Annotated in this window: 15 protein-coding genes; all 15 read left to right on the top strand. The window is 34.8% G+C overall.

Translation table 11 applies throughout. The features are described 5' to 3' along the window. Positions 1 to 8: 8 nt before the first annotated feature. The 15 genes from IGJ52_RS08815 (at position 9) to IGJ52_RS08745 (ending at position 22,606) form a co-directional block, all read left to right on the top strand. Positions 9 to 1,226, top strand: coding sequence for an ABC transporter ATP-binding protein (locus IGJ52_RS08815; RefSeq protein ID WP_002356901.1), 1,218 nt, complete (start codon positions 9 to 11; stop codon positions 1,224 to 1,226). Next, positions 1,216 to 4,359, top strand: coding sequence for a glycosyltransferase (locus tag IGJ52_RS08810; RefSeq protein WP_438792035.1), 3,144 nt, complete (start codon positions 1,216 to 1,218; stop codon positions 4,357 to 4,359). Before IGJ52_RS08815 ends, IGJ52_RS08810 begins: the two co-directional genes overlap by 11 nt. 11 nt (positions 4,360 to 4,370) lie before the next feature. Then, the gene (locus tag IGJ52_RS08805) at positions 4,371 to 6,512 is read left to right on the top strand and encodes a glycosyltransferase family 2 protein (protein WP_219259928.1); all 2,142 of its coding nucleotides are present in this window, start codon (positions 4,371 to 4,373) and stop codon (positions 6,510 to 6,512) included. Beyond that, positions 6,513 to 8,516 carry a YfhO family protein gene (locus IGJ52_RS08800; RefSeq protein ID WP_241708778.1) on the top strand — a complete coding sequence of 668 codons (2,004 nt, stop codon included), beginning with the start codon at positions 6,513 to 6,515 and terminating at the stop codon, positions 8,514 to 8,516. Positions 8,517 to 8,544: 28 nt separating this feature from the next. Continuing rightward, positions 8,545 to 9,846, top strand: a complete 1,302-nt coding sequence (locus IGJ52_RS08795; RefSeq protein ID WP_438792034.1) for an EpaQ family protein — start codon at positions 8,545 to 8,547, stop codon at positions 9,844 to 9,846. Between the two features lie 105 nt (positions 9,847 to 9,951). Then, entirely contained in the window at positions 9,952 to 11,349 is a 1,398-nt protein-coding gene (locus IGJ52_RS08790) for a sugar transferase (protein WP_025188476.1), read from the top strand. A 134-nt stretch (positions 11,350 to 11,483) separates the two neighbouring features. After that, entirely contained in the window at positions 11,484 to 12,242 is a 759-nt protein-coding gene (locus IGJ52_RS08785) for a glycosyltransferase family 2 protein (protein ID WP_002419740.1), read from the top strand. 15 nt (positions 12,243 to 12,257) lie between these two features. Next, positions 12,258 to 13,106, top strand: a complete 849-nt coding sequence (locus IGJ52_RS08780) for a LicD family protein (protein ID WP_002425972.1) — start codon at positions 12,258 to 12,260, stop codon at positions 13,104 to 13,106. Between the two features lie 244 nt (positions 13,107 to 13,350). Further along, positions 13,351 to 16,032: a DUF5776 domain-containing protein gene (locus tag IGJ52_RS08775; protein WP_317095134.1), complete on the top strand. Its 2,682-nt coding sequence runs from the start codon at positions 13,351 to 13,353 to the stop codon at positions 16,030 to 16,032. Positions 16,033 to 16,492: 460 nt separating this feature from the next. After that, positions 16,493 to 17,197, top strand: coding sequence for an IspD/TarI family cytidylyltransferase (locus IGJ52_RS08770; protein ID WP_002378508.1), 705 nt, complete (start codon positions 16,493 to 16,495; stop codon positions 17,195 to 17,197). A gap of 13 nt (positions 17,198 to 17,210) precedes the next feature. After that, positions 17,211 to 18,269 carry an NAD-dependent epimerase/dehydratase family protein gene (locus IGJ52_RS08765; protein ID WP_002419735.1) on the top strand — a complete coding sequence of 353 codons (1,059 nt, stop codon included), beginning with the start codon at positions 17,211 to 17,213 and terminating at the stop codon, positions 18,267 to 18,269. A gap of 1 nt (position 18,270) precedes the next feature. Continuing rightward, entirely contained in the window at positions 18,271 to 19,245 is a 975-nt protein-coding gene (locus tag IGJ52_RS08760) for a glycosyltransferase family 2 protein (RefSeq protein WP_002369106.1), read from the top strand. Positions 19,246 to 19,285: 40 nt separating this feature from the next. Continuing rightward, on the top strand, positions 19,286 to 20,716 hold the full coding sequence (locus tag IGJ52_RS08755) for an O-antigen ligase family protein (RefSeq protein WP_002369109.1): 1,431 nt from the start codon (positions 19,286 to 19,288) through the stop codon (positions 20,714 to 20,716). A gap of 54 nt (positions 20,717 to 20,770) precedes the next feature. Next, positions 20,771 to 21,595 (top strand): LicD family protein, encoded by an 825-nt coding sequence (locus IGJ52_RS08750; protein ID WP_002425966.1) that lies wholly within the window; start codon positions 20,771 to 20,773, stop codon positions 21,593 to 21,595. A gap of 39 nt (positions 21,596 to 21,634) precedes the next feature. Further along, positions 21,635 to 22,606, top strand: a complete 972-nt coding sequence (locus tag IGJ52_RS08745) for a glycosyltransferase family 2 protein (RefSeq protein WP_002366937.1) — start codon at positions 21,635 to 21,637, stop codon at positions 22,604 to 22,606. Positions 22,607 to 22,608: the final 2 nt, after the last annotated feature.

The raw sequence follows: 22,608 nt of genomic DNA, 5'->3' as shown, positions 1-22,608 counted from the left end.
AGAACGACATGTCAGAATATGCAATCGATATCCAACATATTACCAAAACATACAACATGTATAAAAAGCCGTCCGATCGGTTTAAAGAAGCGCTTAGTCCAACAAAAAAATCTTACCACGATTTGTTTTATGCGTTAGACGATGTCACGATGCAAATTAAAAAAGGCGAGATGATTGGTTTTGTCGGCGAAAATGGCTCTGGGAAATCAACCATGTTAAAAATTATTACAGGAGTACTAACACCAACCTCCGGGTCCATGGTGATTAATGGGAAAATTTCAGCGTTGCTTGAATTAGGTTCAGGTTTTAACCCAGAATATTCAGGATATGAAAATATTTTCTTAAATGGAATGGTCCTAGGTTTTTCCCGAGAAGAGATGGAAGAGCGTGTCCAAGATGTCATTGATTTTGCTGACATCGGTGATCATTTGTATCAACCAGTTAAAACGTACTCTAGTGGTATGTTTGTCCGCTTGGCTTTTGCGGTAGCTATTAACGTGGATCCCGATATTTTAATTGTCGATGAAGCGTTGGCTGTCGGGGATTTAGAGTTTCAATTAAAATGTATGGAAAAATTTACGGAAATTAAAAATTCTGGTAAAACAATTTTATTTGTTTCTCACGATGTAAACTCCATCCGTCGTTTTTGTGACAGAACTTTTTGGTTGCAACACGGGAAAGTCGTTGAATATGGAGATACGATGGACGTGACTACCAACTACGAAAACTTTTTGAAAAAGAAATCAATTAAAACAGTTGACCGCGAAGCGACCATGAAAGATGAAACCCCAACGCCAGATATTATTGAAGTGGATCATGCGGAACTTTTAAACGCGGATTATGAACCATTAGAAATGGTAACGCAAGATGAAAAAGTGATTGTAAAAATTGAATATACTGTCAAAAACGACCAAATTAAGAAGCCTGTTTGTGGGGTCGCTATTCGAACAGTGGACAATCATTATGTCTGTGGCTTAAATACGTTGTTAGATGGCGTGCAAATTCCTTGGAAAAAAGGACGGAATGTTTTTTATTTAGAATATGAAAAAATGTCATTATTAACAGGTGAATATTATTTTGATATTGCTTTCTTTGAGGAACATGCAACAGTCCCATTAGTCTACAAAACAAAATACGTGACGATGTTTATTACCGGTCGTTATGCCGGAGAAGGAATTGTCATCTTAGATCATAAATGGAAGGATACGACAAAAGATGAAGTATGATTTTGAAATGGAAACAGACGAGAGTACCAGTGTTGGGAAAATCGTAGCACAAATCAAAGAAAATAGTGATGTCTTGGAATTTGGTCCAGGTAATGGGCGGATGACTAGCTATTTGATGGAAGAAAAAAAGTGCCGGGTCTCAATTGTTGAATTAGACAAAGAACTTTATGATCATGTCAGTCAATTTTCAACAGATGCCTTTTATGGCAATATTGATGAAAATGATTGGGTCGAATACTTTGCTGGTAAGACGTTTGATTATATCGTTTTTGCGGATGTGTTGGAACATTTAATGAATCCTCAAAGCGCCTTAGCAAAAGTCAAACCGTTTTTAAAACCAGGCGGTCAAATCTTAATCACTTTCCCTAATTTGGCGCATAATTCGGTCTTAATTGATTTATTTAATAATCGTTTAACATGGAATGAAACTGGGCTGTTAGATGCTACGCATAAATCATTCTATTTACAAGAAGGATTTGAAAAAGTTTTTGCAGAAGTTGGTTTATACATTGCCAAAGAAGATTTTACATTTAATCAAGTTGGCTACAACGAAATTCCTACGACGTATGAAGCGTTACCTGTAGAAGTACAAGCAGCTTTTAAAGCGCGTCCCTTTGGCGAAGTGTATCAGTACTTTTTTGCCTTGACTGCTGAACCTGTAGAACAGCCAGAGCGAGTGACACCTGTAAATTCATACAATGAAAAAAACGTTCATATTTTAATTAATTGCGGCGAAGAAAAAGAGACTGAGTTGGATCAACCAGTTGATTTACAAAAACCTGAAACAAAACAGTTCCAACTGAAGATACCAGAAGACGTCCAACTGATAAAATTATTCCCAAGTTTAACGGGGGCAATTGTCAAATTATCCATGACGATAGACGGCCAGACAGTCCCAGTCGCAGCCACGAATGCTTTTCTGGTACAAGAGAATGTCTATTATTTCTTAGATACGCAAGTACCTGTAATCGAAGTAACCGATGCACAAATGGCAGGCAAAGACCTGACAGTAGACATTGATTATTTCTTTGAAGGCAACTATTCAGAACGTGAAAATACCTTTATTCATGCATTGTTAGATGAAAGAAATCAATTTTTAGAAGAAATGAATAAACAGACGGAGACAGCCCCTATGCCTACTGGAAAATATAAACGAATCACATTAACTAAATTTGATAAAATGATTAACTTAACCATCGATGATATTGCTCGCGATGTAGAAAATAACGTTTCTGTTATCAGAGGGTGGGCGTATGACAAACAAACAAATTATCCGCTAAGATTCAGTATTGCAGAAGCTAGTGAATCAGTCACTTATACGGTGGAAACAGAATATCGTCGGGATGTTATTGATATGTTTGAATTAGAAGGCGATCAAGATTATGGTTTTGTCATTACGATTAAAGATCCAGAAGATTTACCAGCCTACACGTTAAACATTGACACCAAATCAGGCCAGAAGGTTCAATACGTGGTGGAGCGTCCAAACATGGTTCAACCGGGCACGAAATTTGATCGAGCATGGCGTTCGATTCAGACACGTGGTTTGATGGGCTCAGTGAAGTGGTACTTTAAACGACAAGAAAAAGCAGAATCCCCTGTTGACGTGGAGGCAGTTTTAGCGGAAATTAAAACGTTCCAATTTCAGCCTAAAATTTCTGTCGCTGTGCCTGTTTATAATGTCGAAGAAAAATGGCTTGCAGCGTGCGTTTCTTCTTTACAAAATCAGTACTATGAAAATTGGGAGTTATGTTTAGCAGATGATGCATCGCCAAGCGAACATATTAAGCCCATGCTAGAAAAATATAAAGAACTAGATCAACGAATCAAAGTTATTTATCGCGAAGAAAACGGACATATTTCAGAAGCAACTAACTCAGCTTTGTCGATTGCTACTGGCGATTTTGTTGGTTTCATGGATAACGATGATGAATTAGCGCCACAAGCATTATATGAAGTGGTCAAAGCTTTAAATACAGACCCAACGATTGATTTTCTTTATACTGATGAAGATAAAATTACAGAAAATGGTCGTCGCTTCAACGCGTTTTACAAATCGGACTGGAATCCAGAACTGATTTTAAACCATAATTACATTACACACTTTGTTGTTGTGAAACGTGATTTATTAGAAAAAGTAGGCGGATTGAACTCAGCATATAACGGCGCTCAAGACTATGATTTCGTATTACGAGCAACGGAACAAGCAACGAAAATCAAGCATATTCCTGGTATGATGTATCATTGGCGTGCCATTGAATCATCGACTGCTCTAAACCCTGAAAGCAAAGGTTACGCCTATGTAGCTGGTCAAAAAGCGGTCCAAGCGGCAACGGAACGCCGTGGCTTAAAAGCACAAGTAGAGATTGCCGAATTTTATGGTTCCTATAAAATTAACTATCTTTATGATCATGTGCCGATGGTATCATTGATAATTACGAATGATACAGAGAATATGAATAGTTACTTACGTCAATTATTAGAAAAAACTGCCTATACAAATTATGAAATTCTATTGCCTGCACGCTTCGAGAATCAAATAAATATCCAAAATGACCGTCTTCGTTATGTTTCGACAGAAACTCGTCATGGCATGATTCAAGCTGCTAAGGGAGAATATGTGGCTTTATTAAATGCTGGATTGGTACCAACGAAAAATGATTGGTTAAAAGAGTTAATGAACATTGGTCAACAAGAGACCTCTGGTTTAGTGACTGGCCGCGTAGTTGACGCACGCTATCGCGTGGAAACAGTAGGAGTATCAGTTGATACAGACAAAGGTCGATTACTTTATCCCGAAAAAGGCACCCCTGGTAAAAGCTTAGGTTACTATTACAGAATTGCTTTACCAAGAAATATTCAAGCAACAACTGAAGACTGCTTACTATTCAACAAACAACTTTACCTAAATTTAGAAGGAATTAACGAAAGCTTAGGAAAAGAGTGGATGGGTGTCGATTTATCGTTACAATTTGCTAGCGCTGGTAAACGAAATGTATATGTGTCCTATGCAATTTTGAAAGCAGACGAAAAAATGCAAAACCATGATAAAAAAGGATCTTATAAAGAACTTGCGGAAAAATGGACCGCGGAAGCTTTAGTTGATCCCTACCGAAATCCGAAACATCTATAAGGAGAATGCACATGAATGAAGACATTAAGGTGATCTTTGATAGTATCTATCGCGACAAAACAACAAATAATTTAACCATTACAGGTTGGGCGTTAGATACAATCACTAAAGAAAGCCCAACTTTCACAATTAATAATGAAAACCAAGTGTCCGCTTATAACATTCAGCGCGTTTTACGTGAAGATGTTAATCAAATTTATCAAACAGAGCCTGCGATTGAAGCTGGCTTTGTTGTTACACTTGAAGGAATTAAACAAAAAAAAGTACTCCCTTTTCATTTTCAATCATCAGCACATGTTGTAACGGTGGATTTTCCCTTGAATAAAAAATATCCAGTGATTCCAGGGACAGAAGATAAAGTAACTCGTCTTTGGATAAAAGCCAAAAAAGGATTTAAGTATATGGCTAAAAATGGTATTTCTCATACCATTCAACGAGCGAAAATTGAGAAACTAAGAAATCAAGCTTCGTATCCTAACTGGTTAGCTAGAAATGAAGTACTAGACATAGAAGCGATGACGCAAGAAATCGCAACATTTCATTATCAACCTAAAATTTCCATTGCGATGCCAGTGTATAATGTTGAAGAAAAATGGCTTCGGTTGTGCATTGATTCTATTTTGAATCAAGTCTATACTAATTGGGAATTATGTATGGCCGATGACGCCTCAACAGATTCCAATGTCAAAAAGATTTTAACAGAGTACCAGCAATTGGATGAGCGAATTCGGGTCGTCTTTCGTGAACAAAATGGTCATATTTCCGAAGCAACCAACTCTGCTTTAGCGATTGCTACCGGAGAATTTGTCGCCTTACTAGACAACGATGATGAATTAGCGATCAATGCTTTTTATGAAGTGGTTAAAGTGCTTAATGAAAACCCAGAACTGGATTTAATTTATAGTGATGAAGATAAGATTGACATGGATGGAAATCGTTCTGATCCAGCCTTTAAACCAGATTGGTCACCTGATTTACTTTTAGGAACCAATTACATTTCGCATTTAGGCGTGTATCGTCGGAGTATTCTAGAAGAAATTGGTGGCTTTCGAAAAGGTTACGAAGGTTCTCAAGACTACGATTTAGTCTTAAGATTTACTGAAAAAACGACAAAAGAACGCATCAAACATATTCCAAAAGTTCTTTACTATTGGCGGATGCTACCGACCTCAACAGCAGTGGACCAGGGTTCCAAAGGTTATGCTTTTGAAGCGGGACTAAGAGCCGTGCAAGATGCGCTTGTTCGTCGAGAAATTAATGGCCATGCAACGCATGGGGCGGCGAATGGCTTATACGATGTTTATTATGACATTGAATCTGAAAAGTTAGTCTCAATTATTATTCCAACTAAAAATGGCTATAAAGACGTACAACGTTGTGTTTCATCGATTATTGAAAAAACAACCTACCAAAATTACGAGATTATTATGGCTGACAATGGAAGTACAGATCCAAAAATGCACGAATTATATGCAGAATTTGAAAAACAATTGCCTGGCCGCTTTTTCGTTGAATCAATCGATATTCCATTCAATTTCTCAACTATTAACAATCGTGCAGCGAAAAAAGCGCACGGAGAGTATTTGTTATTTTTAAATAATGATACCGAAGTGATTACAGAGAATTGGTTAACTTTGATGGTTTCATTTGCTCAGCAAGAACGGATTGGCTGTGTAGGTGCGAAATTATTGTATCCAAATAATACGGTTCAACATGCAGGTGTTATTTTAGGATTAGGTGGTGTCGCTGGGCATGGCCATTATGGGTATCCCCATGGTGACTTAGGCTATTTTGGCCGGTTAGCTATTAATGTCAATTATTCAGCAGTAACTGCCGCATGCTTACTTATGAAAAAAGCAGATTTTGATGCAGTTGGTGGTTTTGAAGAAGCGTTTACCGTAGCTTTCAATGATGTTGATTTATGCCTGAAAGTCCAAGCTTTAGGACGTGACAATGTTTGGCTTCATGAAGCAGAGCTTTATCATTTTGAATCTCAAACTCGTGGATATGATGATAAAGGCAAAAAGAAAAAACGTTTTGAACAAGAAAAAGTGATGATGGAAGAAAAATGGGGACCTTTAATTGAAAATGATCCATTTTATAATCCTAATCTGACAAGGGATATTCCCAACTTTTCATTACGAATTGACTAGATGCAATTGCGGATGACGAAATGGAGCGAAAAGATGGAACAACAACTAACTACAAGAAAAGAAAAACAACCATTAAGCAACCAAGCTGAGCAGAGCGCTCGCTTGGTTGATCATTTGTTACGCTGGCGCTATCTGCTAGCGGCAGTCATTTTTATTTTACTGGTCGCCTTTAAAGTCCATGGGAGTTCATTAAACATGTGGGATGCGTATGTTTCTGAATATGCGGATGGACAAAAAAGTTCATTAATTGCTGGTGAACCAAGAGGTGTTCGTTCGGATGAATGGCTCGTTCAAACCCCATTTAGTCTCTCTCAAACACAAACGGGTTTGAAAACACATAATGATGTGATTACGTTAAATGGGCAAGACATGGTGGTAGGCTATAATTCGCCAGCGTGGAATTTGGCCACGTTAGCGAAACCTTTTACGTGGGGCTACGTGCTGCTGGGTAAAGAATATGGATTATCTTGGTATTGGAATCTTAAATTAATTGGTTTGATTTTATTCTCTTTTGAAATTGGTTTGATCGTCACGCGGCGGAATAAATATTTAGCTTTGTTAGCAAGTGTTTGGATTCCGTTTTCTTCGGCCCTTCAATGGTGGTTTGTCTCGCCAGTTGGAGATTTAGTATTTTTTGGCTTAGGTTTTTTAGTGGGAATTTATAATTATTTCTATTATCATAGTAGTGTTCGACGTCGTGTCATTTGTGCGATAACGGCTGTTATTATGGCCTCAGGATTTGTTTTAGTTATTTATCCTGCGTTACAAGTACCACTTGGTTATTTGATTTTATTATTTTTAATTTTATTCTTTTTAGAGTTTCGTAAAAAAATTAAGTTGGATAAGTGGGATGGGGTCCTGATAGGTGGGGCACTCTTGATGACGGCGATTATTGTTGGCGGATCGCTATATGGCTCATTGGATTCCTTAAAAGCAGTAATGGATACCGCTTATCCAGGAAAACGGGTAAGTTTAGGTGGCGATATACCCAAACGAGATATTTTGTTATTTTTAACAAACTGGAAATTACCGTTTCAAGACGTTCCATATTCCAATAATTCGGAAATCAGTAGTTTTTATCATTTATTTTTTGTTATTTTGCCGCTCTCACCATTTATTTTTTATAAAAAAATAAAAGAAAACATTTACGGTTTTGTCTTATTCGTGTATTGTTTATTTAACTTAGTTTGGATGAGCGTTCAATTTCCAACAATTTTTGCTAAGTTGACATTGTGGTCTTATGTGCCAGAACAACGGGCGATGTTATCCTTTGGGTTTGCCGCTGTGTTGTTGAGTTTATGGTTCATCGATTATTTATGGAATCGCCAAGCAAAAATTCCAATGATGGCCTGGTTAGGGGCGCTAGGATTAAATGTTGTTCTGTATTTCTTTGTTTTATATACGGGCAATTTACGGTTATACGTTACACGAATGGATATCATTGGTGTCTTGGTTGTCGCTACCGTTTTAATTGTTGCTTTATTTAAACGTTGGCGCACGTTATTTGTCCTTGTCTTATTAGGAATCATTCTGGTTTCTGGTGCCTTTGTCAATCCAATTTCTCGAGGCGTTTCTGCTGTCTATGGAAAAAAATTAGCGGTAGAAGTGGAAGAAATTAACAAAAAAGACCCCAACCAATTGTGGGTGGGCGAACGCTTGATGTATGGCTATTTGCCAATGTTAGGTGTGCATACCTTTAACGGTGTCGCTTTTACACCTGACTTAGAGGCTTGGAAACCATTAGATCCAAAAGGAAAAGACACATTTATTTATAATCGCTATGCGCATATCAATGTCGAAGTAGGGAATCAGACCCCTGTTTTAGAGTTGATGCAAAAAGACGCGATTATTGCTCGTTTATCTCCAGAAAAATTAAAAGAATATGGGATTAAATATGCGGTCGTTTATAAACCATTAGAACCGTTAGACACACCAACGATTCATTTTGAAAAATTATATGGACCTGATCAGAACGGGGCATATATTTATCGAATAAACGACTAGTGATTCATTCATGGAATGAGGTTTGAATATGGGAAAAGTATTGAATAGAATCGGTCGACTTATTTTATTAGTTACAATGATCGGCTCGTATACGATGTGGGTCGTAGGAATTGATGCGCCAGTCACAAAATATATGTATGCCAATAGTTCAATTTTATTATTAACAGCAGTAATACTTGTATTGCTATTAAATTGTACGAAATTAAAATTTATTGACTGGCTGACCGTAGCGTTGGCACTAGCCACCTGGCTCTTGTTTCACTTTACGGAATCAATCCGTCATAGCACAATGCAAACAGATACAATGATTCCTTTAATTATTTTGTTGGTACTTTGTTTTAAAGTTTGTGTCTTTGATCGTTTGGATCAAACACTTTTATTAATTGTCTCTTTAGTTGCTTTGAGTGCGACTTTGTATCGGATGTCCGTGGAGTTGCCTCAGTTGATTCCAGCAGACGAAATTTTTAAAGAATCAAATAAACTAGAAAGTATTTGGATTAATACCAATACGATTGGTGCCACGTTGATGTTTTCAACAATGATGGCCAGTAGTTTGATCAAAGCATATAGAAATAAGGTTTTTAACCTGCTGCTTTTACCTGTATACATTGGTGGTGTTTTAGGTACATGGGTCAGTCAATCAAAAACCTCTTTTGCCATTTTAGTTGGTTTTATTCTGGTGGATAATCTTTTACCAAAACGTTTCTTGCAACGTTCGAAAGTTTGGCTGTTTGGTTTTGTCGGAGTAGCTGCATTGGGACCATTGTTATTTTACTTATGTGCGGAATCGGATACTGTGGATTTATTTACAGGAAGAGAACGAATTTGGCATGAGTTTTTTGCTAAATGGTTATCTAATCCTCAACATATTAAAGTCGGTATGGAGCCTTTTGTGGCCTCATGGAAACCGCTAGGGACACATAATGCTTTTCTATTTACGTTAAGTAATTTTGGTGTCATTGGCTATCTGATTTTATTTGGTTTTTTAGTCAGTATGATTTTATTGATTGGTTTCCGCAAAAAAACATTGGATCGTTTGCAAGTTAGTTTACTTTTAGGCTTCCTTTTAATCTGGATTCATTCATTTATGGAAGATATTTTATTAGCGCCTCATTGGATGCCGATTGTTTATAGTTTCCTTGGGCTAGCCTTCTACTTCCGGCCAGAGAAAAAACGAGGAAGACATGAAAGACCAACGACGCCTAAAAGAAGAAAACGAATGAAACAAACAAGTCCTGTTAGCAATGAAGAGCGTCCAATAACACCTGTTGACGAAGAGGGCTGGGATCAACCTGAAGAATTAAGTCGTGTCCAAAGACATCGCAGATAATTTTCATCCTATAGAACTTTCTTGTCTGCTGACATTATGGTAATATAGGGATTGCATGTTATTACAAATAATGTAATTACTGGAAGTGAAGAGAGGAAGTTTTTAATGACATCAAAAAGTGAATGGAGTAATGCAAGACGAATTGTAATTATTTTAGCAGACGTTTTGCTCTATAATTTATCAATCATCTTAGGGTTTATGGTGAAATTTGGCCGAGAAATTCCTTCATTTAACTTTGTGGCTTATGAAAAATCTGCAATTTACATTTCAATCTTTTTTATCTTTTTGAATTTGTTGTTAGGTGCGTATATTTTTTATAATCGCAAAATTAGTGACATCATTTTTGTCACGGTGATTGGTCAAATTTTAATGACTTTAACGATTATGATTGTGACATTTGCCGGACGTTGGTTTACGTTCCCGCGTTCTGTTTTAGGATATTCCTTTATAATCGGAATTATTGTTCTAAGTCTTTGGCGAATTCTTGTTTATTATCTTTACTTAAAGGTCAGCAATGAGCGAAAAGTTGTTTTACTAGGTAAAGAAAATCAAGTTATGCGGTCAATTCAAAACTTTATGTCTGATAAAAATAACAAGCATAAAGTAACGAGCGTTGTTGTCAGCAATTACTATGAAAACTTAAAAAAAATTATCGATGAAATCGATATTGTTTATATTTCAAGTAATGTTGATGAGAACGAAAAAGTAAAATTGTATCAATTAATTGTTAAACACAAGAAAAAAATCTTTTTAGATACAAGTTTTGAAAATCTAATTATGCTAAAACCAAACATGATGAACTTTGAAGATGAAAGTATTATCGAAGTCTCAAATTTTGAAATCCAACCAGAAGAGAATTTTATTAAACGTTTATTCGATATTTTAGTCTCTGTTTGCCTATTTGTGATTACCTCCCCCTTAATGCTTATTGCAGCAATTTTAGTCAAAGCAACCTCACCGGGACCAGTGATTTACAAACAAACTCGGATTACATTAGATCAACGTGAGTTCTCGATTTTAAAATTTAGAACGATGTCGGCAACAGCGGAAGCAAAATCAGGTCCAGTCTTATCTACAAGTAACGACAGTCGCGTCACTACAGTTGGTAAATACTTGCGCGCTTTACGTATTGATGAGTTGCCACAACTAATCAACGTTATTCGCGGAGATATGTCTATTGTCGGACCACGTCCTGAACGACCATTCTTTGTTAATCAATTTAATCAGGAAAACCCGAATTACTATTTACGTCACAATGTACGTGCGGGGATTACCGGCTATGCCCAAGTTTATGGGAAGTATGCTTCTGACTACAATAGTAAATTGAACTTTGATTTACTGTACATCAAGAATTATTCATTACTATTGGATATGAAAATTCTGCTTCAAACCATCAAAATTCTCTTTGATAAAGTATCATCAAGAGGATTGGATGAGTCTGAAGAACGTGAAGAATTGACGATGGATTATTGTAAAGAGAATGCTATTAGAATTTACCGTTAAAAGTTTGAGACATAAGTTATTTAAGCTTATGTCTCAAACTTTTTTTGGAAACAAGGAACGTTGAAATAATAAAAGAGCTATGCGATAATATAAACTGTTACATTCTTACATAAAATGCAACGAGGAGTGAACAAATGGAAACAGCACTTGTTTCAATTATTATGCCTATGTACAATGCAGGCAAATTTTTATCAAAATCTATTGAAAGCGTTCTGGAACAAACCTATCAGAATTGGGAATTATTACTCATTGATGATGGAAGTAAAGATGATTCTATTGATATTGCACTTGCCTTTATGGAAAAAGATTCAAGAATCTTTTTACTGAAAAATGAACAGAACATGGGCATTGCAAAGACCAGAAATAAAGGAATTGAAGCTTCAAAGGGACAATATATTGCCTTTTTAGATAGTGATGATCTATGGCTTCCTAATAAATTAGAAGTTCAAATCAAGTGGATGGAAGAAAAAAAACTTTTATTTACATGTAGTTCTTATTTTGTATGTAATGAAGGGGGCAAAATTACTCATGAGCGTAATTTTAGTGAGGGACCACAAAGCTATCAAGATCTTTTAAAAACAAATACTATCGGCTGTTTAACGGTCGTGGTTGAGTCTAAGCTGCTTAAACGCCATTTAATGCCGGATTTAAAACATGAAGACTATGCTACTTGGTTAAACATTTTGAAAGAAATAAATACGGTTTATTTTATTAACGAAAAATTAGCCATTTATCGTAAGCTAACCACCTCTACATCTTCTAACAAATGGAATACAATCAGTTGGGTTTGGAAAATTTTGCGTCAAAATGAACAGTTTTCAGTTATTAAGAGTTCATTCTACTTAATGCGTTTTTTATTCTATACAACATTTAAATATGCAAAGAATGAATAGGGAGGAAAAGGAGAAGTGGAACAAACAACACAGACGCAATTAGTAGAAATTCAACAAGTTGTTTTACGCATGTCAAAATATTTTGTAGCTTTTTGTGAAGAACATAATCTAACCTGTTATTTTTGTGGAGGCGGTTGTATTGGAGCAATCCGCAGTCAAGGCTTTATTCCATGGGATGATGACTTAGATTTCTTTATGCCAAGACCAGATTATGAAAAATTAAAAGTGCTTTGGCCTAAATATGCAGATGCAGAGCGGTATCCATTGTTAGTTGCTTCAAAAACGTATAATGATCATAATTCATTTATGACAATTAGGGATGCACAGACAACGTTTATTAAAACCTATCAAGATGGATTGGCAATTCCTCATGGTATTCCTATCGATATTTTTCCTTTAGATGGTGCGCCAAAAGGAAATTTTCAAAGGAAGAAACAAAAAATTTGGGCATTAATTTATGCTTTATTCTGTTCACAAGTGGTACCAGAAAAACATGGTGGCATTTTAGCAACGGGGAGTCGAGTATTATTGAATATTTTTCCATCGAAAAAGGTTCGCTATCATATTTGGCGCTTTGCTGAAAAAAGAATGACCAAATATTCCTTTGGCTCAACTCCTTATGTCACAGAATTATGTGTCGGACCACGCTACATGGGTAATATTTATCATTTGGAAGATTTTAAATCTGCTATTTTTGTTCCGTTTGAAGATACAAAAATGCCAATACCAGTGGGCTACAAGCGCTACTTAACAGAGGTTTTTGGGGATTATATGCAATTGCCACCAGAGGAAGATCGCCAACCCCATCATGAAGCGCTAATTGTTGATACTAAAAAATCATACACAGAATATCTTAAAAAATAAATAAAAGATGAAAACAATCGATTAAAGATCTGTTTTCATCTTTTTACCATTTAAAAGTAAAAAATTGATATAGGAATGTTAAAAAAGCGTAATTGAATTTGAAATAAAGGTATGAGATAATAATTGGTGTTAGTTTTAAAATGTGAAAACAATTAGTTGAAGGTTATAGGATGCACATTTTTTTAAGGATTAATGGCGAGTATTTAAGAAAGATACATATTATTAAATATATAAGGAGAGTTTCATGAAAAAAATCATTTCAGGTATGTTAATTTGTACCGTATTATTAAATAGTTTTAGTGTGATTGCATCAGGAGAAGAGCTTGTAAAAACAGAAACAACGGGGGAGACTGGCTTGGTCACTCAAGCTACGTCAGAAAAAACGACTAATTCAACGGAGGATACATCTTCTGTTACAGAAGAAAATACCTCTGAAAGCGATAGTTCTGCTTCAAGCACAAAAGAAGAGCCTCTTGATTCTTCAACAAATAGTACAACCGAAGAACATTCTTCTGTTTCAGAAACAAGCACAACAGATGGTAAAACAGAAGCATCACAAAGCTCTGAAGTAGAAAAAAAGAACATTGACCAAGATGAAGCGGATTATCAAGAAGCAGCACGTGAAGGAACGAACCATAAAAAAGGAACATATGCTATGAAAAACGGCATTTCTTCTAGGGTAGCGCGAGCAACAGTTGCGAACGTCTATGCGAATGATCCTAATTTGCCTGGCAAGAATTTTATTGACGTTTCTAGTTGGAATGGCGACATTTCAGTAGCTGAATATCAAAAAATTAAAAGTTATGGTGTAACAGGCGTCTCGGTTAAATTGACAGAAGGAACTTGGTATGTTAACCCATATGCTGCTGGCCAAATTAGAAATGCCAAAGCTGCTGGCTTAAAAGTTTCAGCATATCACTATAGTATGTATGTCTCTGCTGCGACAGCACAAGATGAAGCAAGATATTTTGCTCAGGCGGCGGCTAACTCTGGCTTAGATAAAAATACCATAATGTTTAATGATGCGGAAGATCCAACGCTTACAAACAATGGACGAAACGCCCATGCTAATTCTATTGCATTTAACCAGCAATTAAAGGCACTGGGGTATAAAAATGATGCGTTGTATGTCGGCAAATGGTGGTTAACAGCTGGTTATATCGATACCTCCGCCTTCGGAAGAGACAGAGTATGGGTAGCGCAATATCCATATACTCCTGATAGTTCCATGCAGTGGAATAATGACCATGGTGCTTGGCAATGGTCTTCGCAAATGTATTTCCCTGGCTTAGCTAACTATGAAGGGCGTCCATTTGATATTTCCATGACCTATAGTAATTTTTTAAATATGGGTAATAGTAGTGGCCCTGACTTAAGTAAGTATTACACAACTAATCCAGGTCGAGTAATCATGAAAAATGACGATACTTTTTACCAAGATGTGGCGTTTAGAATTCCTGGTTGGCGAGTTAAAAAAAATACACTAGTTACCATTAAGGGAATTGAATATAGTTCAGCAGGAATTCCTCGATTGGTCACAGACCAAGGTTATTTAACAGCAAATAAAGATTATGTATTGGCAGCACAAAGCAATATTGATTTGTATTTTACGACAAATCCTAAAAAAGTTCGTTTGAAAAGCGATGATTATTTCTATGCTGACCCAGAATTTAAGCAAAGATTGTCTAAGGTTTCGAAGGGAACAATAGTAGAAGTTGAAGATTTAGCTTATACTCAAAGTGGTATATTTCGATTGAAAACAGCGAAAGGATATTTGACTGCAAATAAAAATATAGTTGAACAATATAAAGGATTAGAAGATATTTACTACACATCTAATCCTGGACAAGTAATTACTAGAAATGAAGATACCTATTACAAAGATGTAGAATTTAAGACAAAAGCAAATAAAGTAACTGCAGGCAGTGTTTTAACCGTAACTGCTATTGAGAAAACAAAATCAGGAATTCCTAGATTGAAGACGGCGAATGGGTATTATTTCACGGCTAACAAGAACTATGTAGTAGCTACTGGATCTTGGATTGCCAACTATCATACGGTTAATCCGGGGCAAATTATTATGAAAAATAATGATAATTTTTATGGGGATCCAGACTTCTTATATAAAGGAGCAGCTGTTTCCAAGGGAAGTTTAGTTCCTGTCGTGGGAATCGAGTACCGTGAAAATCAAGTTCCTCGTTTGATTACCCCAAATGGTTATTTAACGGCTAATAAAAGTTATGCCCAAAAAGTTGTGCCAAACATCAAAGATTATCTATATGATTATCCAGAGTATGTAGTTATGAAAACAAATGATTATTATTATCAAGATGTAAATTTCAGTAAAAAAGGTGAGTTTGTTTCCAAAGATACATTAATCAAAGTTTTAAGTGTTGATTATACCGAAAACGGATTGCCTAGATTAAAGACTGCCAAAGGTTATATAACTGCTAACAAATCATATGTTACAAAATTGGTATCAAATTCAGATAATTACTTCACTGAAAATCCGCACCAAATTATTATGCGAGTGTCAGATAAACTATATACTGATGTAGAGTTTCGTAATGCTAGCAGAACCTTATCATCTGGGACTGTCGTTCCAGTTAAGGGCATTGAGTATTCCTCTAAAGGTGTTCCTCGCTTGAAGACAGAAGAAGGATATCTTACTGCAAATAAAAACTATGTGACAGCTGCTGGAAATACCAATAACAATTACTTTGTCACTAATCCAAAAAAAGTTAAGCTCTTAATTGATGATTGCTTCTACAATAATGTTGAATTTACTAAAAAAGGACAGGCCGTTAAGAAGAATACGATTGTTGAAGTTGAAGCAATCGAATATACAAATAATGGCATACCAAGGTTAAAGACGAAACATGGGTATTTAACTGCTAATAAGTGGTATGTAGCAAAAGTTGATTAAGCTATCCGCCAATAAACAGCCTTATTGATTAAAGTAAAGAGAATATTTGAAAGGTTAAATATATATTGACATCTTTGTTGAACTTATTTTTGTACGAGTTCGACAAAGGTGTTTTTTTAAAGAGAAAAAGATTTTATTGGTCAAAAAATTTCGCTATTTATAAAGGGGCTAAAAGTGTTGTTGAAATTGATGAAAAGCATAACAATCATTTTTTATTCAATCAATATCGAAATAAAAAAAGTAATAAGATAAAACCTAAGACTATTAAAATATATAAAATAAAATACCGCCAATATTTACAGTTCGATTAAGGTCTAAGATAAATTATTGAAACTTACTGATAGTTATGAGAAAATGTAAAAGATTGAATGCAGTTTTGGCTGTATTGATGAATATATAAGTTAAACAAAATTGAAATAAAACTAGTTGTTGACTAGTTAGGGAAAGGATTTTGTATCAAATGATTACAGCTTTAATTATTGCCGGTGGGGTCGGTAAACGAATGGGGCAGGAGATTCCTAAACAATTTATTATGGTAGAGGAAAAACCGATAATTATCTACACATTGGAATCTTTTCAAAAGCATCCACTCATTGATCGAATCTTAGTTGTGTGTAAAAAAGGTTGGGAACAAACACTAGATGCCTATGCAAAAGAGTACCATATTGACAAATTACAATGGATTATCCCAGGGGGAAATTCTGGTCAAGAATCAATTAACAATGGGGTTAATTTCTTAAAAGAACATTCAAACCCAGAAGATACTATTGTTATCCATGACGGAATTCGTCCATTAGTTGATGAATTAGTTTTATCTGATGTAATTGTTAAGTGTCAAGAATACGGCAATGCAGTGACTTCGTTGCCATATAATGAACAAATTTTTGTAAAAGAAACTGAGGAAACAACTCGACAATATATTAATCGTGAAACATTACGTCGCGTGTCAACGCCACAAGCCTATAAATTTGAAAAATTAACTTGGGCTTACGAAAAAGCATTCCGTGAGAATATTGGTATTTCTGAATCGTCATATACGAATACTATGATGGTGGATTTAGGCGAAACATTGTATTTTGCTTTAGGCTCAGATAAAAACATTAAGTTAACCACACAAGATGACTTACAGTTATTTAAAGGCTTCTTGAAAATGAAAGAAGAGTAGTGGAGGGGATACCATGTTATTTACAGATGATAATTATTTATCAGACGTTGAACGAGTTTTAGAGAAGACACCAGATTGGACGAAAGTAACAAATAAATCTGTTTTTATAACTGGTGCTTCAGGCATGATTGGGACCTTTTTAATTGATGTACTTATGTACCAAAACAAAACGAGAAATGCGAATATTTCAATCTGGGCGATGGGACGAACATTGTCGCGTTTGGAAGAGCGATTTACTAGTTATTTAGAAGATCCGTTATTCCATATAGTTATTGGAGATGTGACAGAAGAAATTCAGGTAGCAGAAGCTTGTGACTATGTGTTGCATTGTGCTAGTAATACACATCCTAAATCATATGCCAGTGATCCAATTGGAACGATTATGACCAATATTGCTGGTACGCAGCATATTTTAGATTATGCGGTTAAAGCGAATAGTGAAAAAGTGTTATTTTTATCAACTGTTGAAATCTATGGAGAAAATCGTGGAGATGTTGATAAATTTACAGAAGACTATTGCGGTTATATTGACTGTAACACGCTACGGGCTGGTTATCCTGAAGGGAAACGAGCAAGTGAATCATTATGTCAAGCTTATATTCAAAAATATGGTATTGATGTTGTTATTCCAAGAATTAGTCGTACGTTTGGGCCTACTATGTTACTTTCGGATAGTAAAGCTTCTTCTCAATTTATTATGAATGCAGTCCATAAAGAAAACATTGTGTTAAAAAGTGCAGGGACCCAACTATACTCTTATGCATACGTTGCAGATATTGCATCTGCTCTTCTGTTTTTATTAGTTAAAGGGCAAACAGGGGAAGCTTACAATGTTTCAAACGAACATTGCGATATTACGTTACGCACTTTTGCGGAAACATTAGCCAATGTGGCTGGAACAAAAGTGATTCATGGGGAAGCCACCGCCCAAGAAAAACAAGGATTTTCTAAAGCAACAAAAGCACTACTAGACAATCAAAAAATCTACGCATTAGGTTGGCGGCCACTGTTTGACAGTATGGAAGAACCATTAAAACATACAATTAAAATTTTAGAAGGTAGCGGAAATTGATATGCCCAAAATTAGTATTATTGTTCCTGTATACAATGTAGAAAAATATTTAGAAAAATGCGTACGCTCTATTTTAGCTCAAACGTTTACTGACTTTGAATTGATTCTTGTAGACGATGGCTCTCCAGATAGTTCCGGAGCAATGTGTGATCAGTTTGCTGAACAAGATCAACGAGTAAAAGTTATCCATAAAGAAAATGGAGGGCTCAGCGATGCTCGTAATGCTGGAATTGAAATAGCAACAGGTGAGTATTTAGGTTTCGTAGATAGTGATGATTACATTGCAGATGATATGTATGAACTATTATATACAAATATCGTAAAAGAAGATGCCGATTTATCAATCTGTGGTATTTATGATGTCTATGAGGGGAAAGAGCCAATTGTAAAAAGTTTAATACAGGGAACTTTTTCCAGAGAAGAAGCATTATTGTTAATTTTACAAGGAAATATTATCTCCGTACATGCTGTAAATAAGTTATATAAACGAAAACTCTTTGCGGATCTAAGATATCCTAAAGGAAAGTATCATGAAGATTCATTTATTATAGTAGATTTGTTGTCTGAATGTCAGAAAGTTTCTATTGATTCAACACAAAAATATTACTATTATCATCGAATGGGCAGCATTAATACAGAAACATTTTCAGATAAACAATTTGAGTTTATAGAAGCTTGGGAGAAGAATGAACTTAAATTGAAAGGTAAGGGAGCAGTTATAGAAGAAGCTGCCCATCAAAGAGTTTGTTTTGCGAATTTTTTAGTATTAGATAAAATTTTGATTAGTAATGCTTCGAAGGAAAAAGAAACGAAACAAATTGTTCGCTATCTTCGGAAAAACTTTATTTTTATTATGAAAAATAAAGTTTTTACAAAAAGTCGTAAACTATCAATGATTTTACTTATGTTTGGTCTTCCTTTTTATAAAATACCAATTAAATTGAAAAGAAAATATATAGAAAAAACAATAGATTAACAAGTTGTAATCTAAAAGTTGTTTTAAATAATTGGAGGATATGATGATTATTAATTTATCACAGCAGATGCAAAAAATAGAAAAAAGGATAGCTATACCATATATTGTTTTTTTTGAGTTAGTTCTAATTTGTCGAATGGTTAGCATTTATTCGACTTTACCAACAAAAATAGATTCATTATTTACCTTGATAATTATGCTATTGTCAGGTGTTTACTTCATATGTCACTTCTTGCCAATTTTTATAGAAAAAAAACAAAGAAGAATAGAATACTGGCTAATTGCTTTTATAGGAATTTTATTTTTAACAACATTTATTAATCATACGTATGCTTTTTCAGAGAACATTAAGTTGATCATTTGGCAATGTATCTTTTTCTTTTCCGTTTACGAAGTAGGGCGTTCGAATGATAAATCTGTTTTTAAAGCTTTTGAGTATGTACTTTTAATTGTTTGGACCGCATTAGTCATCGTTGGGTTATACTTATTTTTTGCGCGAATCAGCTTTTCAAAACCAGTAGAGTCTTTGTATTACGGAATGAGAATCGGTTTTTTTGAAAATCGATTATATGGTGTTTTTGTGGAGCCTAACTATGCATGTACCATCTCATTAGTTTGTATTTTGGTTGGCGTGCGGAATTTTATTAATACCAATAGCAAATGGTTAAAAGTGGTTTGTGCAATGGTGATTTTTCTACAATTTAGTTATGTAGCATTGTCTGGATCAAGATCAGGAGTTATTCAGTTGATTTCAATGGTAATTTTCGGGATGTTCTTTACAATTTGGTTCTTTCAAAAAAATACATCCAAAGCAGTTATAAAAAAAGTTGTGCAAGCAGTATTAGTTTCTTTTTTCTGTGGTGCTATTGTTTTCGGGGGCTTACAGTTAATAGAAAAAGGGTATATTGCTGCTGCAAATTCAGTGAATATTGAAGTACCAAAAGTTTTAGATAATAAAGAAAATGAAATTCTAGGAAATAAGAAAATTACTACTAAGAGACCAGATGTTGAGGGGAAAGACGATATTTCAAATAGTCGATTTGCTCTTTGGCAAAGTGCGATAGATTTAATGAAATTAAATCCTATATTTGGCACTTCTCCAAAAGGTTTTGCAGATATAGCTAAAGATAAATTGCCTCAATCTCATATTGCTAAGACAGCTCAAACACCGCATAGTTTTTTCTTCTATTTATTAGCAGCTACAGGGATTTCAGGTACAATTGTATTTCTAATTTTCTTGCTATCTAAAATGTTTAACTCTGCTAAATTGCTGTTTAGCGTTCGAATTAAAAATTATATGGATTTTGTGTTAGATAACCAAATTGTGTTAGTCATTTTAATTTCTGGATTACTGATAACTGAAGTCATTTTAACAAGACGTTTTGCAACAGTTATCTTTTGGTTATACTTAGGTAAAATTCAGTATCGTACTGACATGGAAAATGATTTGATTAGAGGAAATGAGCAATGATGCTCATTTTTTCTACTATACAATTGATTATTATATAAGTGGGAGAGTAATATCATGCAAAAACTTACGTTAAACGAAGTTCAGGCGAAGGCTGTTGAAATATTAGTGTATATCGATAATATTTGTCGATCTAACAACTTGCATTATACATTATTTTATGGAACCTTGATTGGTGTAGAACGTCATAAAGGTTTTATTCCTTGGGATGATGATATTGATATAGTTATGCCGAGACCAGATTATGAAGTGTTAATTAAAATCCTTGAAAACGACTCTAACTATCAATTACTTTCTTTTGAAACAAGGAAACATTTTCGTTATCCTTTTGCAAAGTTAGTTGATCCTAATACTGTAGCTCATTCAAAACAATATTTTGGTGGAGAAGATAAGGACTTAGGAGTTTTTGTAGATATTTTTCCAATTGATGGCATCCCTGATAGTCAAAAGGAGAGAAACGAACTGAGAAATAAAACGGAACAGTATCGGTTAAACTTAATGGATACTTTAGGCTTAAGCTATGCGCGAAGTTTTTATCTTAGTAAGGCTTTAATAAAATTAATAACACGTTATCCTCATCATTTTAAAACAAAAAAAACAGGAAACGATCAATATTGGCGTGATTTATATCAAACGGAGGCAAAAAAAATCCCATTTGGAACAACAAATCATTGTGGTTATCTCGAATGGATTCATATAGATTGGGGTGTGTTTCCTAATGAGTGGTTTTTGGAATATGAAGATGTAGAGTTTGAAGGACATCAATTTATGGCCATTAAAAAGCGAAAACAATTTTTGACTTTACGCTATGGAGATTATATGAAAATGCCTCCGGTAGAAGAAAGAATCACTCATCATCCCTATGATTTTTACCAAAAATAAAGATTATTTATAGGCTTTTTAGAAAGAGGGCGTACTTAAATGGACCAACAATATACAGCAACTGTTGTTATGGCTACCTATAATGGAGAAAAAAACATCTTAGAACAGTTGGATTCTTTAAAAAATCAATCGAAAAAAATTGATGAAGTATTGATTTGGGATGATTGTTCTACAGATTCTACAGTTAAAATAATTGAAAAATTTATCTCTGAAAATAAATTAGGTGAAACGTGGCATTTGAAAATCAATAAGGAAAATTTAGGTTGGCGCAAAAATTTCTTTAATCTATTGAATGCTGCTACAAAAGAAATTGTTTTTACTTGTGATCAAGACGATATTTGGGATGTATCTAAAATTGAAGTGATGTGTAACGCTTTTGTAAACACTGATGTCAAAGTTTTAGTAAGCGATTATACTGAATTAGTAGAACCGGGAGGATTAGCAGAGGAATTAAAAAAAATTGATTCAGTTAAACTGCCTAATCAAAAAGAAGAACAGGTTGTATTTAATGAAAACAATTTATTTTTACGTCGACCAGGTTGTGTATATGCAATTAGAAAGAGTTTTATTGCAAACGTTAATCTATACGCATCTGAAATGGAAAATCCTGTACATGATATGGCGATGTGGGGAAGTTCTTTACTAAGTGATGGGCTCTATATCGTTAGGGAAGAATTAATTAGATGGCGTAAACATGGACAAAGTTCCTTTAAAAAAGAAATTGATTTAGCTAAGAGACAAAACCACTTTGAAGAAAGATTGAATACTTTACGCCGGAGATTACAGCGTACAAAGGCTGCAAAGAATTATTTAAATAATCAACCACATGTTGAAGAATTTGAATATAAAGACAAAGTTCTTTCAAACTTGATTAAAGAGTTGAATATGCGAGTATCTTTATTAGAACGAAAAAAAATTATTCCGATTCTATGTGCCTTTTTTAAGTATCATCATAAGTTTTATTTTAGCACAGATATGTACCATATCATGAAATATAAAATTAGAAAGTGAGC

The organism is Enterococcus sp. DIV1758, assembly GCF_051711985.1.
Taxonomy (GTDB): domain Bacteria; phylum Bacillota; class Bacilli; order Lactobacillales; family Enterococcaceae; genus Enterococcus; species Enterococcus faecalis.
This window is presented reverse-complemented; position numbering and strand designations above follow the sequence as displayed.

What these genes read in the sequence shown, in the direction of transcription:
- IGJ52_RS08815 (WP_002356901.1), top strand. Translation starts at nt 9, where the DNA reads ATGTCAGAATATGCAATCGATATCCAACATATTACCAAAACATACAAC.
- IGJ52_RS08810 (WP_438792035.1), top strand. Translation starts at nt 1,216, where the DNA reads ATGAAGTATGATTTTGAAATGGAAACAGACGAGAGTACCAGTGTTGGG.
- IGJ52_RS08805 (WP_219259928.1), top strand. Translation starts at nt 4,371, where the DNA reads ATGAATGAAGACATTAAGGTGATCTTTGATAGTATCTATCGCGACAAA.
- IGJ52_RS08800 (WP_241708778.1), top strand. Translation starts at nt 6,513, where the DNA reads ATGCAATTGCGGATGACGAAATGGAGCGAAAAGATGGAACAACAACTA.
- IGJ52_RS08795 (WP_438792034.1), top strand. Translation starts at nt 8,545, where the DNA reads ATGGGAAAAGTATTGAATAGAATCGGTCGACTTATTTTATTAGTTACA.
- IGJ52_RS08790 (WP_025188476.1), top strand. Translation starts at nt 9,952, where the DNA reads ATGACATCAAAAAGTGAATGGAGTAATGCAAGACGAATTGTAATTATT.
- IGJ52_RS08785 (WP_002419740.1), top strand. Translation starts at nt 11,484, where the DNA reads ATGGAAACAGCACTTGTTTCAATTATTATGCCTATGTACAATGCAGGC.
- IGJ52_RS08775 (WP_317095134.1), top strand. Translation starts at nt 13,351, where the DNA reads ATGAAAAAAATCATTTCAGGTATGTTAATTTGTACCGTATTATTAAAT.
- IGJ52_RS08770 (WP_002378508.1), top strand. Translation starts at nt 16,493, where the DNA reads ATGATTACAGCTTTAATTATTGCCGGTGGGGTCGGTAAACGAATGGGG.
- IGJ52_RS08765 (WP_002419735.1), top strand. Translation starts at nt 17,211, where the DNA reads ATGTTATTTACAGATGATAATTATTTATCAGACGTTGAACGAGTTTTA.
- IGJ52_RS08760 (WP_002369106.1), top strand. Translation starts at nt 18,271, where the DNA reads ATGCCCAAAATTAGTATTATTGTTCCTGTATACAATGTAGAAAAATAT.
- IGJ52_RS08755 (WP_002369109.1), top strand. Translation starts at nt 19,286, where the DNA reads ATGATGATTATTAATTTATCACAGCAGATGCAAAAAATAGAAAAAAGG.
- IGJ52_RS08750 (WP_002425966.1), top strand. Translation starts at nt 20,771, where the DNA reads ATGCAAAAACTTACGTTAAACGAAGTTCAGGCGAAGGCTGTTGAAATA.
- IGJ52_RS08745 (WP_002366937.1), top strand. Translation starts at nt 21,635, where the DNA reads ATGGACCAACAATATACAGCAACTGTTGTTATGGCTACCTATAATGGA.